Annotated in this window: 9 protein-coding genes; 2 read left to right on the top strand and 7 right to left on the bottom strand. The window is 60.7% G+C overall.

From position 1 onward, the window contains the following. Positions 1-138: 138 nt before the first annotated feature. The 6 genes from AXF13_RS01940 to AXF13_RS01915 all read right to left on the bottom strand — a co-directional run bounded on the left by AXF13_RS01940 (position 139) and on the right by AXF13_RS01915 (position 10,994). A complete protein-coding gene (locus AXF13_RS01940; RefSeq protein WP_062251447.1) occupies positions 139-441 on the bottom strand; it encodes a Dabb family protein in 303 nt (100 codons plus the stop codon). A gap of 561 nt (positions 442-1,002) precedes the next feature. Next, on the bottom strand, positions 1,003-2,490 hold the full coding sequence (locus AXF13_RS01935) for a hypothetical protein (protein WP_062251446.1): 1,488 nt from the start codon (positions 2,488-2,490) through the stop codon (positions 1,003-1,005). Positions 2,491-3,084: 594 nt separating this feature from the next. Beyond that, the gene (gene uvrA, locus AXF13_RS01930; protein ID WP_062251445.1) at positions 3,085-6,039 is read right to left on the bottom strand and encodes an excinuclease ABC subunit UvrA; all 2,955 of its coding nucleotides are present in this window, start codon (positions 6,037-6,039) and stop codon (positions 3,085-3,087) included. 10 nt (positions 6,040-6,049) lie between these two features. Then, entirely contained in the window at positions 6,050-8,137 is a 2,088-nt protein-coding gene (locus AXF13_RS01925) for a methyl-accepting chemotaxis protein (protein WP_062251444.1), read from the bottom strand. 9 nt (positions 8,138-8,146) lie between these two features. Then, positions 8,147-8,620: a cytochrome c family protein gene (locus AXF13_RS01920; RefSeq protein WP_150116051.1), complete on the bottom strand. Its 474-nt coding sequence runs from the start codon at positions 8,618-8,620 to the stop codon at positions 8,147-8,149. A gap of 259 nt (positions 8,621-8,879) precedes the next feature. Further along, on the bottom strand, positions 8,880-10,994 hold the full coding sequence (locus tag AXF13_RS01915) for a methyl-accepting chemotaxis protein (RefSeq protein WP_062251443.1): 2,115 nt from the start codon (positions 10,992-10,994) through the stop codon (positions 8,880-8,882). Positions 10,995-11,467: 473 nt separating this feature from the next. Here AXF13_RS01915 and AXF13_RS01910 point away from each other — a divergent pair, with 473 nt between their 5' ends. Then, positions 11,468-12,100, top strand: a complete 633-nt coding sequence (locus AXF13_RS01910) for a hypothetical protein (RefSeq protein ID WP_062251442.1) — start codon at positions 11,468-11,470, stop codon at positions 12,098-12,100. A gap of 127 nt (positions 12,101-12,227) precedes the next feature. Here AXF13_RS01910 and AXF13_RS01905 read toward each other — a convergent pair whose 3' ends face one another. Beyond that, complete coding sequence (locus AXF13_RS01905) at positions 12,228-12,818, bottom strand: TrmH family RNA methyltransferase (RefSeq protein WP_062251441.1); 591 nt, start codon at positions 12,816-12,818, stop codon at positions 12,228-12,230. On the opposite strand from AXF13_RS01905, the gene AXF13_RS16380 reads away from it, so the two are divergent. Continuing rightward, on the top strand, positions 12,817-13,020 hold the full coding sequence (locus AXF13_RS16380; protein WP_150116050.1) for a hypothetical protein: 204 nt from the start codon (positions 12,817-12,819) through the stop codon (positions 13,018-13,020). The genes AXF13_RS01905 and AXF13_RS16380 overlap by 2 nt on opposite strands. Positions 13,021-13,044: the final 24 nt, after the last annotated feature.

Below are 13,044 nucleotides of genomic sequence, written 5' to 3'. Positions count from 1 at the left end.
TTTCCGTGAAAATCCGTACCGCGAAATTATCGCAAGGCGAATTTGCTTCGCCGTTACACAATAATTTTAAGCGCAAAAAGCTCTACAGTGCCCGCCATGTTAGGGAAAGGCGGGATGGAATGATCTGTCCAAAAGGGCTTACACGGCGTAATCCAGCGCCTGGCGCGAGGCGCTGACGGCCTTGACCAGCCTGCCGAACTCCAGATGGACGGGATGCTCGGCATAGGCCTTCAGCCCGTCCATGTCGTCATGCAGAGATTGCAGCACCACCTGCACGGGCACTGTGCTCGTGGGCTGAATTTCATAGGAAACCTCCACGGAACGCACCGAGGGGATGCCGCTGAGCGGGGCCGAGGCCTCTTTGATGCGCCGGGCGTTTTCCGCCGCCGTATGCCCGTCCGCCTCGTCCTGAAGCGTCCACCAGACGATATGCCGGATCATGCTTTTCTCCTTGGTTAGATTCAACTTTGAGTTGTGCTATTTATATAATAAAATTTTTAATAAAAATATTTTTACAAACTTTTGTACCCGCATAGTTACCAACACTTTTTGTGGTTTCAAAAGGAACATATCGGCCCTCTATGGATAAAATATCTTTCCTTTCGGGGGTAAGGCGTAGAAGAGTCGCCTTATAGACATTCACCGATTCCGCCAATAAAGCCAACGAGACATGAGTAGCGAGGATAATGCTCCGCTTATTGCATATCTGGTGCAATTCATTCTGGTTTTGCTTCGGGAGCGTTACGGACATATGATTACTCCCAGACAGAGAATGTCATCGACGCTTCCGTGCGGCTTCCTCTCTCCCAAAAAGTAAAAGAAGCTTACTCTCGAATAATTCATGCTTTTTAATAGCTTAAAATTATTATAATTTTTATATAAAATCATTCGCAACCCAAATACTCTCGCCGTTTGCGTTCTTTCAAGGTAACGGCCGGGAAGTACTCTGACCGATTCTCGACATGGGAGCGAGGATATTCTCCGTCTGTTTTGTCCGCTCTATCAAGCGCGTGAGGGCAACTTTTGCAAGGCATCCACCAAGGCCTGCGTTTTGAGCCGTCTGTGCATCGCCGCGTAGTTGTCGCTCTTCATCAGCTCGGCCTCCTGCCAGGCCGCCAAGCGCGAATCGCCGCGCAAAGCCAGATAGCCCAGGATGTTCCGGGAGAAATACGGCCAGCAGAAATCAAACCCGTAGGACAACATGGGTCCGCCCTCAAACTGCGTGCCCGGCCCGTATTCCATTATTTGCCGGAGCAGGGGCAGCGCATCAGGGGCGGAAACGAGAAAGAGCAGTACATCCGCGCAAAAGGCGCAACTGAACTGGGCAAACTCCTGAACGAACCAGTCCGGTTTGGGCGTATACTGGTTATAAATATGGTATCCGTAACGGGACAGGGATGCCCCCAACAGATTCTGAAAACGGGGATTTTTGCGCCCGAAGTCCACCAGCCTCACCTGCTCCCTGACGTTCAGGCGGCGCGCGGCAAAGGCCAGGTCATACATGGCGGCAAGACCGGGCAAGCCCATGTATTCCTCCACCCGTTGACGGATGCCGGCATCGGCGAAGCACATGAGCAGCAGCGGAAAGTCTTCCGGCAGACTTGGCAGAGCCTTGAATATATCTTCCAGGTAGCCGCACTTTTTCAGAATATAGAGTAGGTAAACGGTATCGCCGTTAGAACAGTAATTCACGTTCCGCTCATCCGCGAAAAGCACGGGACTTCCTATGCCGTACCCGGCGGTGAGCTTGTAGGTGAAGTCTCCCCCCCGTTCAGTGGCCGCTTTACGCAGCAGCGCCTCAAGGTCTAATGTGCCTGAATATGTAGCCAGAAAATGGTTGATGAAGGGCGCGTCGAATTGAGCTTCGCGGGTACGGTACTCACATAGATTATAGGCGTCACGTTCGTACTTGCGTTTGTTTTCGGCCATAGCCGGATCAGCGTCGAACAGTTCCGGGCTGGCCGCATATTTTTCATTATGCGCCGCGGCAAAACAGCGAAAAAGATAGGCGTCGGTACCCTTGAGAAGCGTTTTACGTCGTGACTCCGGTTTGCATGCATCCCACATGCGCTTGACGGGTACCGGGCCTCGCTCCAGCCAAGTCAGCGGCAGGGTGGACAGCTCCTGGTATGGCGGGATGTGCGAAGGCCATCGCCGGTAATAGCGCGCCTTCGCTTCCCGCACCACGGCCGACGCCTCCAGCCAAGCCGTCACAGCCTTGTTGGTAGAACACCGCTGGCAACCGTAGTCCAGGGCTTTTATCCTCGTGGCCGCCGCTTCCTCATCGCGTCCCAAGCGAAGAAGCCACATTGTCCGGACATCGGGAAAAGCGGTGTTCGTGTATCCCAGGTATTCATCCGGTTCCACCGCCAGCCGGTCCAGAAAATCCACGGCCTGCGCGGGCGCAAGTTCCGGATCCTGCAAAAACTCCAGATAGCGCACCCAAGTGGATTCAAGAGCTCGATCCATGAGCATAAGTTCATTTATCATCTCTTTTATTTTCCTGATCGGGGAAATTGAGGCGCTTTATCATACGACTCTCCCATTACTCAAGCAGTCTTTAAGGGATGAGCTGTTGTAGGAAAAAATTGATGCCATTGCGGATGGTATACCCCTTTGCCATAACTTCTGCGGCAATATATGTTCCGCAAAGGCAGCCCATATTCCATAGGGGCAAAAGGCACCCTTCGGCAACGGCTGGCTACGCTTCGTCTCGCGTGACATTGCTTCTGATCCTCGCCCCCAAGATGCCGTATTCCATATGGTGGGGGCTTCATCTCCGCTCGCAATACCCGCAAGCCTTGCTGTGCTCGGCAACGGGCACGGCCCCTGCGGGGCCGCCGCCCGCTATTGTTCGCGCCTCCGGCGGTCAAGGACTCAATCAACACAATTCTGCAACAGAATCTTAAGAGAGTATCCTTCCTCAAGCCGTCTTTCGTCATGGCTTTGGTTATGTCGATGTTCCACTGTATAGGCCGCGTTTTTTGACAGAATGGCCCCTTTAAAGCGTGTATCGTTTCAAAGGTAATCTGCTCTAGATGCCGCGCCGCAGTCTTGCGGCCCTGCCTTTCAGAAATCAGCGCCTCAATTCTTGCGGCGCTTGAGCCGGTCCGTGCGCTCCTGCATCAGGAAGCGCCCGGTCACGGACTCGGGATCGGCCACAATGGCCTCGGGCGTGCCCGCCGAAACAATCAGCCCGCCGTTTTCGCCGCCGCCGGGGCCCATGTCCAGCACGTGGTCCGAGGCCAGAATCATGTCCGTATTGTGCTCAATGACCACCACGCTGGCCCCCTTGTCCACCAGGGCGTGCAGCACCTTGATCAGCTTGCCCACCTCATGCATATGCAGGCCGGTGGTGGGTTCGTCCAGAATGTACATGGTGCCGGGCAGGGAACGCTTGCCCAGTTCGCGCGAGATCTTGATGCGCTGGGCCTCGCCGCCGGACAGCGTGGTGGCGGGCTGGCCCAGGCGCAGATATTCCAGGCCCACTTCCTCCAGCACGGCCAGCCGTCGCTCCAGTCCGGGATAGTTCTCAAAAAGCTGCCGGGCCTGGCGCACGGTAAGGTCCAGCACTTCCGCGATGTTCAGCCCCTTGTAGCGCACTTCCAGGGTTTCATGATTGTAGCGTTTGCCCTTGCAGACGTCGCAGGTCACATAGACGTCGGGCAGAAAGTGCATTTCCACCCGGATCTGGCCGTCGCCGCCGCAGGCCTCGCAACGGCCGCCGCGCACGTTGAAGCTGAAGCGTCCCGGTTTGTAGCCGCGCTTGCGCGCGTCCGGGGTCATGGAAAAGATGTTGCGGATCTCGTCGAAGATTTTGGTATAGGTGGCCGGATTGGAGCGCGGCGTGCGGCCGATGGGCGTCTGGTCAATGGCCACGATGCGCTCCACGGGCGCGCTGTCGCCCTCATAGCTCAAGCCCCCGATGGCGCCGGGCTGGTCCACGCGCAGGCCCAAGTTCAGGGCCAGATGCTTGTAGAGCGTGTCCACCACCAGCGAACTCTTGCCCGAGCCGGACACGCCGGTCACGCAGGTCAGCACGCCCAAGGGGATGCGGCAGTCAATGCCGCGCAGATTGTTGGTGGTCACGTTATGCAGCACGATTTCGCCCTGGGGCTCGCGCCGGGCGTCGGGCAGGGGAATGGATTCGTCCCCGCGCAGATAGCGGGCCGTCAACGTGTCGGCCTTGCCCAGCAGATCGTCCACCGGGCCCTGGAACATCAGCTCCCCGCCCTGCGAGCCGGAGCCGGGCCCCAGTTCGATGACCGTGTCCGCCGCGCAGATGGTGGCCTCGTCGTGCTCCACCACCAGCACGGTATTGCCGCGCGCCTGGAGGGAACGCAGGGTGCCCAGCAGGCGTTCGTTGTCGCGCGGGTGCAGGCCGATGGAGGGCTCGTCCAGCACATAGGTCACGCCCACCAGGCCCGAGCCCAGTTGCGAGGCCAGACGAATGCGCTGGGCTTCGCCGCCGGACAGCGTGCTCATGGAGCGGCCCAGAGAGATATATTCCAGGCCCACGTTGCGCATGAAGGAGAGACGGAAGGTCAGTTCCTTGAGCAGGGGTTCGGCAATCAGGGCATGGCGGCCTGTGAAGCTCCGCTTTTCCAGCCATTCCAGGCCCCGCTCCACGGAAAGCGCGCAGAACTGGGCGATGTTCAGATCGTCCACGCGCACTGACAAGGCCTCGGCATTGAGGCGCGCGCCCTTGCAGTCCGGGCAGTCCATGGACTGGCGGAAGCGGGCCAGCACTTCCCGCCAGGCTTCGCCGTACTGCATGCCCTTTTCCAGCAGGGGAATGACGCCGGGCCAGCGTTTGTCGCTCACGGCCAGCGCGCTCTGGGCTTGCTGGGCCTCCGCGAAATGCTCGCTCTGGTAGTCGCCCGCCGCGCCCAGGGCCACATTGCCGCCCATCCAGTTGCGGCGCAGGCCCAGGGAGCCGGCGGCGGGCTTGCCGTGCTCGTCCTCGCCGTAGAACAGGGCGGCCAGAGCCGCATCCGAAAACTGATCCAAAGGCGTGGATAATGTGAACTTGAAACGTTTGCCCAGAGCCTTGAGCGCCGTTTCGTAGCGGCTGAACATCTTGTCCGTGGCCCAGGGCAGCAGCGCGCCGGTATTCAGCGAAAGGCCCCGGTTGGGCGCGATGAGGCGCGGCTCGAAATAGTCCACGCTGCCCAGGCCCACGCAACGCGGGCAGGCCCCCTGCGGGCCGTTGAAGGAAAAAAGCTGCGGGCTGGGCGCGGGCAGGGAAATATGACAGTGCGGGCAGACCGAGGTGGTGGAATGGACGGTGTCGCGTTCGGCCTCGGGCCTGTCCGGTTCGTGCAACACGAGACGACCTTCGCCGTAGCGCAGGGCCAGTTCCACAGAGTCGGCCAGCCGACCCCGGATACCCTCCTTGTTCACCAGGCGGTCCACCACCAGGTCGATGCTGTGCTTCTTGTTCTTGTCCAGGGCGGGCACGTCGTCCAGGGTGCAAAACGCGCCGTCCACGCGCACCCTGGCAAAGCCTTCGGCCTTGAGCTTCTTGAACTTGTCCAGATGGGTGCCCTTCTGCAATTCCACCAGCGGGGCCAGGACCATGAATTTGGTCCCCTGCGGCAGGGCCAGGATGTCGCCGATGATCTCGTCGGCGGCGCGGGCCTCGATGGGGCGGCCGCACTGCGGGCAGTACATGCGGCCCAGACGCGCGAAAAAGACGCGTAAAAAGTCGTGAATCTCCGTCACCGTGCCCACAGTGGAACGGGGATTGCGCGAAACGCTCTGCTGCTCCAGGGAAATGGCCGGGGAAAGGCCCTCGATCTTCTCCACGTCCGGCTTGTCCATCTGGGGCAGGAACTGCCGGGCGTAGGCCGAAAGGGATTCCACATAGCGGCGCTGGCCCTCGGCGTAGACGATGTCGAAGGCCAGGGTGGATTTGCCCGAGCCGGACGGCCCGCAGATCACCACCAGTTCGTCGCGGGGGATGTCCAGGCTGATGTTTTTGAGATTGTGCTGACGGGCCTTTTCAATATGGATGCAGGGCTTGTTGTCCGTTTTCATGGAGTGTTATCTAAGCAGCTCCGGAGCTCTTGGCAAGGCGTGATTTTTCGGAGCCCGCCGCGCCCTCTTCCCCGGCATCGCGCATGCCTTCGATGATGGCGTCCAGTTCCCGAGCCAGGCGGCTCAATTCGGCCACGGCCTCAGCCGAGGCGCTCATGTTGCGCGCGGTTTCGTCCGAGAGCGCGTTGATTCTGTCCACCGTCTCGGAAACCTCGCGGCTGGTTTCACACTGGCCGTCGGCGGCCGAGGCAATGGCCCGCATGCCTTCGGCCGTGCGCGCGGCCATCTGCCGGATGCGCTCCAGCGCCTCCCCGGACTGCCCGGCCCGGCGGCTGGACTCGCTCATGACATTCACCATTTGCTCCGTGGTCTTGCCGTTTCCGCTGACGCTCCGCTGGATTTCCTCCACGGCCCGGGTAACCTGCCCGGTGGCCTGCATGGTCTTTTCGGCCAGTTTGCGCACCTCGTCGGCCACCACGGCGAAACCGCGCCCGGCCTCGCCCGCGCGCGCCGCCTCAATGGCCGCGTTGAGCGCCAGCAGGTTGGTCTGGTCCGCCACTTCCTCGATAAGCGTGATGACCTGCGAAATGCTTTCGGCCTTTTGGCCCAGCTCGCGCATGTTTTCAGCCAGGACCGAAGTTTCTTGCGCGGCCCGGTTGATGCCGCCGGTAACGCCCTCCACAATGCGCACGCCCTCATCAGCCTCCTGCCGGGTGCTCTCGGCGGTGCGGGCCGTATCCCCGGCCGAAGCCGAGACACGCCCGGCCTCCTCGGCCACGGCGCGCATGGCCCCGGCGGAACGGGCGGAGGCCGCGTCCTGCTCCTGGGCCATCCGGCTGGAGGCGTCGATCTGCTCGGAAAGCCGGGCGGCCGCGCCGGCCAGCCTGCCGGAAACCACGCTCGCGGCCTGGGCAACCTGCGCAATGCGTTCGTTCTGCACGCGGATGATCTCACGCTGCCGCACGGACTCGGTGACGTCGGTCATCAGGGTGAAGGCGCCCAGCAGCTTGCCGTCCACATCCAGCAGGCGTGCGGCGTTGACCAGCACATGGCGCGTCCGGCCGCCCACCGTGAAGGTATAGGGCTCGTCCTCAATGTCGGCATTGTTCAGAAGCACCTTTTTGGTATTGGTCATTCTGTCGGGATCATTGAAAAAGGCCTCGCCGCGCAGCCGTCCCTTGTAGTCCTCGGGCCGCCCCTTGAGGTTGTAGATGTCCACAGCCCGCTGATTCATGAAGGAGATGCGGTCATCGGTATCCGTAATCACGCAGGGCAGGCCCATGCCCCGAAGGAGCCCCTGGGAAAAGCCCAGTTCGGTTTTGAGGTGGGCGATCATGGCTGCCAGGCTGTCTCGCAGGCTGCGCAGCTCAAGACAGTTGGGCACGGGGAAGGGCGCGTCGAAATCGCCTCCGGCCACCTTGCCGGAAGCCGCGGCCAGTTCCGCCACGGGCCGGACCACGGTGCGGCGCAGAAAAAGCAGCAACGCGGCGATGAGCAGACACATCCCCGCCAGGGACAAGGCAATGTTGCTGAGCGTGCGCGATTTCAAGTCGTTGATGGTCGGGGTGACATCCTTGGACACCACCAGAGTGCCCAGAATGGCTTTGGACGCGCCGTGGCAGTGATGACAGTCCTTGCCGTTGGGAATGCTGGAAACCATCAGGAAGCGACTGAAGCCGTCCCCTGCGACCAGACGGCCGACCTTGAGGGGCGCACGCAGGGAGTCGGCGGCCAGTTGCCGCGCTTCCGGCGTCCGCAGGCGTTCCCGCAACGGCGCGCGCACGGCTGAAGCGTCCGAGGCATAGGTGATCTCGCCGTTGAAGCCCGCCAGATAGACGGACACGTTCTTGTAATTATCCGCCAGAAGACGCACGACCTCGCGGGTTTCCGCGTCATTGCCCCGCTTCATGGGGGCTTCCACAAGCCTTGCCAGCAGCTCGGCGTCCAGACGGGTGGAGGATTCCAGACTGCTCAGAGTGGCGTTGCGGCTCTGGATACTGTTGAAGACGATCAGGCAGCCGAAGACGACCACGGCCGTGATCACGACCAGCAAAGCGCATTTGCGGACCAACGGCATATTCCGGGTGGAGAAAAGCATGCTGTTCTCCTAATGTGCTCCGCTATGGATCAGCGGCTTGAAGTTGAAGGCTTTGACGCGGCTTTCATTGTGACAGGCGAGGCAATCCTCGTGACGCGGCGTGCGCCGGATGGCGGCGGGGTCACCACTTTCGGCATGCGCCGCTCCCGGACCGTGGCAGGTTTCACAGCCCACATCCGCAAGATGCGGCGTGGACTGATAGTCCACAAAGCCGCCCTTGCCGTAGCCTGTGCTATGGCAGGCGTAGCAGCCCCGCAGCTCTTCCGCCGTCAGCTTGGGAGCCATGGTGCTGATGTGTTTCCAGGTGCCGGCCTTCTTGGAATATTTCCGGAACGTCTCATATTCCTCAGCATGGCACTCGGCGCATTTCCGGGAACCCACATAAGGACCGGCGGCGGCGTTGATGGCTCCCGCGCTGGCCGGAACAGACGTCAGCATGCAGACGGCGACAGCGAGACACAGTAGGCAAGGGCGCATATGCATTCCCCCCATGCATAGAGGATGACGGCACGGAGCTGTGAACTCCCCGCCGTCCCGGTACGGCGGGGAAGAGCGCCGGGGCCGGAGCCCGGCACGCGAAGGCGGACTTCAGAAGCAGCTTACCGTTTTCAAAACAGAATGGTGTCGCGTCAAGCGGCACATGCCGCAAACCCGTCAGGAGTTGCGCGCCGCCCCGGGCGGCTAAGCACAGCAGAAACCACGCTTTTTTCGAAGTCGTTGCGGAAGCGGGAGCGTCGCGGGATCAGCGATGCTCTTCGTCCTGGAGATCCCGCACCAGGCTCCCCAGCAGGCGTGTCTGTTCCAGCAGATCCCTGACGGCTTTGGCGGAATGGTCCATGCCCGCCGTATTTTCCACAGCAATGCGGTTGACTCCGGTCACACTTCTGCTGATGTTTTCACTGCTCGCGGCCTGCTGCTCGGAGGCGGCGGCAATGGAACGGATCTGTTCGCTGGTCTTGTCCGACAGGGCCACGATCTCGCGCAGGGCTTCGTCGGACTGATGGGTCAAATCCGTAGTCCGGCTCATGCCTTCCACGGTCTGATCCACAGTGGCGATATTATGGGCCGCGTCCCGCTGAATGCCGGAGAGCACCTCGGCCACTTCCCTGGTGGCGGCCATGGTCTTTTCGGCCAGCTTGCGCACCTCGTCGGCCACCACGGCAAAGCCGCGCCCGGCCTCGCCCGCGCGGGCAGCCTCAATGGCGGCGTTGAGCGCCAGCAGATTGGTCTGGTCCGCGATATCCGTAATCACGTTGAGCACCTTGTCGATGTCCCGCACGCGCAGGCCCAGGCGGGTCATGGATTCCTTGAGTTCTTCGGTGTGGCGCAGCACCCTGGTGATATTTTCGGCCACTTCCGCCACGCTGGCCGAGCCCTGTTGGGCCTGCTTTCCGGCAACTTCAGCGGTTTCGGCGGCGGCCGAGCTGTTTTGGGCCACCCCGTGCACCGTGGCGCTCATTTCCTCCATGGCAACGGCTACCTCGCCCAGTCGCGCGGACTGTTCCTTGGCTCCCTTGTCGGACTGCTCGATCTGGCTGGAGATGCTCTGGGTGGCGGCGGACATGGCCGTCACGGCCGAGGCGATGCGTTCCGCCGCCAGAGCCATGCCGTCCTGTCGGCGCTCTGCCAGGGCGCGGGCCTCCTCGGCCGCAGTCGTCGAGGCCTGGGCCCGTTCGGCCTCGCGCTGCGCGGATTCCGCCGCCGCGTCGGCTTTTGCCAACGTTTCCCGGATGGAGACGACCATGGTCTGCAACGCCCTGCCGAGCACGCCGAACTCGTCCTTGCGGACCATCTGCAATTCGGCGTCCAACTCTCCGGCGGCCACTTTCTGGGCAAAAGCCACGGAGCGGCGCAGTGGTCTGGTGACGTTGCCGACCAGGCTGCGGGCCAACAGCAGCGTGCACAGGATCACCGCCAGGGTCACGCCCAGCGAAATATACAGACTTTGCCGGGTCGCATCGCTCAGCGCGTCCGCCGTCCGCTCCAGATCGCGCGCGGCGGCGGCCTCCACCTCGTAAAGGGCGTCAATATAGGCTGTGGAGGCCGCGAACCAGGCCTTGGCGTCGCCGCTGAGCCGAGGTTCGTCCTGGCTCTCGTAGGCTTCCCGGCGGAAGGTTTCCACCTTCTCCAGCAGAGGCGGCACCTTTTGCGCATAGACCCGCGCCAGTGCTTCGTCCCGCTCCAGAAAATCCTGAAGATAGGCCCGCTGCAAGGCGACATGTTCGATCCAGTCGCGGTACAGAAGTTTATTGAAACGCCGGGACGACAGCGCCACATTCAGCGTGGCCCGCTCCTGCCCGGCGAATTCCTTGGCATAGATGAGATTGAGGAAATTCACCGCCCGCGCGTAGAGCCCGACATCCAGATACCGGTCCAGTACGCCCCGGAGAATATCCTCCATATGGAGGATGAGGCCAGAGTACACGGCGATGGCCTCGGACGGGGCGATATTATAATCGTCGATGCGCGAGCGCAGATCTTTCAGGGATGCAAGTTTTTCCGTCAGCGGGGCGAATTGGGCATTGACCGCGGCCGTGGGATTGGCCGCGCTGAAAACAGCCATTTTTTCGGCCATGGCCTGCCGGGCTGCCTCGGTCTGTTTGCGCTGGCCCGGCAATTCCTCGGCATAGGCTCCCCGCCGGGCCACAAAACCGGCGGACAAACCGCGTTCTTTCTGGAGTTCATGGATCAGGGCGCTGCTGGCCGAGGAAAGGTCCACCACGTTTACCGCCATGTCCATGGCGCGCATGGTCTGGTATTTTTCCAGAGCATTTCCGGCGGCCAGAGCGATCAGCGCGGCCACGGGCAGAATAAGCAGGACAAAAAGCTTGGCGCGGACACTGATGTTTTTCAACATGACTTCCCCACCAGAAAGAAATAAAATGTTTATGTATTTTCAGTCTTACATAGGACCATTTAAAAAATCAAGCACAAGCCCCATATTCACCCAGACATGCAACATATTGCAATAACTATTAATGTATTTATTCTTATACCGGACAGATTTTATCAATTTTCATTCAGCAAACACCATGGCGTTGCACACAACAGCGACCATACACATCAAATCAAAATATTCCCACTCCGCGACAAATCCCCAGCCGTTCACTACGCTCCGCCGCCACGCCGGAATTATCGGATGCCGTTATGCCGTAACCCTTCCCTTTTCTTTACGGACGGTTTGCCGAAGAGTTTATCTATACATGTGCGTGGATATAAGATACGGCCCAAATCCGCAGGGGCACATGGACAAGCGGACGTAAAATCGGTAAAAAAAATTTTACGGGCCTGAAACAGGTCCGCCCGGCCCCGGCCGGAAGGGGGATAGCTATGCACCAGTATATACGGATATACGCGCTGCTGGCCCTGCTTGCCGTGACACTGCCCGCCACGGTCCAGGCGGAGGACAACGGCATGACGGCCAGGGGCATTTTCACCCTGCTGCCCGCCAGCATTTTTGAGAATACGGCTGAAGGCCTTTCCGACGCGGAAAAGCAGCAACTGCTGGCCGAAGGCCATACGGAATTCTGGGAAGTCGCCGGAGAGACCGAAGACGTGATTGTTTTCGCGGCCCTGCCCTTCCGGGACAGCGCCGTAGCCCTGCGACTCTTCCGTAATACGGCGGACGGCTCGGTGGAGGCGGCCATCGGCACCTTGGGCGGTCCCATCTGCACCATGGAATTATGGCGGGTGGACGCTTCGGGCCGTATGGTGCCCATCGACACCCCGCCGGAACCGGACATCAGGGATTTTCTGGACCAGGGGCAGAAGTTGCCGCCGGACATCAATCCCACGGTGCTGATCTGCCTGGGCCTGGGCGGGCTCAAGGCCGAACCCGTCTTCTGGAACAGCTCGGGCATGGCCCATGTGCCCCTGGCCAACGAGGTCAGCTTTCAATGGAACGGCAAGGCCTTTGAGAAGCAGGTGACTCCACGCAAGGAACAGAGCGGGGAACGCCCCTGATCCGGGACCAGAGCATTTCAAAGGCGATCTGTTCCGGTTTGATGAGCCGCGCCGCATGCGGCGCGGCTTTCAGTTCGTCCGGAAAGAACAGGCCGCCGCAAATCCCCGCCAATCATGCGGCAAAGCGCTACTTCTTCAACCATTCCTCCAGCTTGGCCTCCAGCTCGGCCTCGCTCAGCCGAGAGGAATCGTACATTCCGGCGCCCTCGCGCTGGCGCGCGGCTTCGGCCAGAATGATGGCCGCGGCCACGGAGACGTTGAAGCTCTGGATCATGCCGTACATGGGGATGTAAAGCTGGCCGTCGGCCAGGGAAAGCAGCTCCTCCTCCACGCCGCTGTGCTCATTGCCCATGATCACCGCCGTGGGACGGATGAAATCCCAAGCCCGCAAAGGCCGGGCCGTTTCCGAGCAGGAGGTCGCCAGCACCTGAAAACCCTGGCCGCGCAGAGTGCGCATCAGATCCGCGCTGTTCTTGTGACGCTCGCTTTCCACCCACTTGCGGGCCGAAGCCGAGGTTTTGCGGCCCAGCGTCGGAAATGGGGTGTTCGTATAATAGAGATGCACTTTGGACAGGCCGAAGGCGTCGCAGGAGCGGTAAATGGCCGAAACGTTGTGCGGATCGTGGATGTTGGCCAGCACCAGGGTCAGATCGTTCTGGCGGTGGCGCAGCACTTCAAGCAGGCGCGCCCTGCGCCTGGGAGTGGGTTCCTTGGGCATGCTGATGACTTCCTTACTCATGTGTACTTCTGCAACAGGCCTGCGCGCAGCGAAAAAAATACGGCTCTTGCTTTACCGCCGCAGGCGGCGTGCCCCGCACGCTGCGAATGACATGGCGGCAGCGATGCAAATGCTTGTGAAAGGTGTGTCAGAAAAAACTTTTTCAGGCAAGCGCATTGCCAAGGGTGTGGATTTAGCCTAAAAAAACGGAAAATATCTGTTTTTT

This window comes from Desulfovibrio fairfieldensis, assembly GCF_001553605.1.
In the GTDB taxonomy this organism is placed as follows: Bacteria; Desulfobacterota; Desulfovibrionia; order Desulfovibrionales; family Desulfovibrionaceae; genus Desulfovibrio; species Desulfovibrio fairfieldensis.
The sequence above is the reverse complement of the archived record's forward strand: the minus strand, read 5'-3'. Positions and strand labels throughout refer to the sequence as shown.

Excerpts from the sequence above, each read along its gene's own strand:
- AXF13_RS01940 (WP_062251447.1), bottom strand. The coding sequence starts at position 441 with ATGATCCGGCATATCGTCTGGTGGACGCTTCAGGACGAGGCGGACGGG.
- AXF13_RS01935 (WP_062251446.1), bottom strand. The coding sequence starts at position 2,490 with ATGATAAATGAACTTATGCTCATGGATCGAGCTCTTGAATCCACTTGG.
- uvrA (WP_062251445.1), bottom strand. The coding sequence starts at position 6,039 with ATGAAAACGGACAACAAGCCCTGCATCCATATTGAAAAGGCCCGTCAG.
- AXF13_RS01925 (WP_062251444.1), bottom strand. The coding sequence starts at position 8,137 with ATGCTTTTCTCCACCCGGAATATGCCGTTGGTCCGCAAATGCGCTTTG.
- AXF13_RS01920 (WP_150116051.1), bottom strand. The coding sequence starts at position 8,620 with ATGCATATGCGCCCTTGCCTACTGTGTCTCGCTGTCGCCGTCTGCATG.
- AXF13_RS01915 (WP_062251443.1), bottom strand. The coding sequence starts at position 10,994 with ATGTTGAAAAACATCAGTGTCCGCGCCAAGCTTTTTGTCCTGCTTATT.
- AXF13_RS01910 (WP_062251442.1), top strand. The coding sequence starts at position 11,468 with ATGCACCAGTATATACGGATATACGCGCTGCTGGCCCTGCTTGCCGTG.
- AXF13_RS16380 (WP_150116050.1), top strand. The coding sequence starts at position 12,817 with ATGCTGATGACTTCCTTACTCATGTGTACTTCTGCAACAGGCCTGCGC.
- AXF13_RS01905 (WP_062251441.1), bottom strand. The coding sequence starts at position 12,818 with ATGCCCAAGGAACCCACTCCCAGGCGCAGGGCGCGCCTGCTTGAAGTG.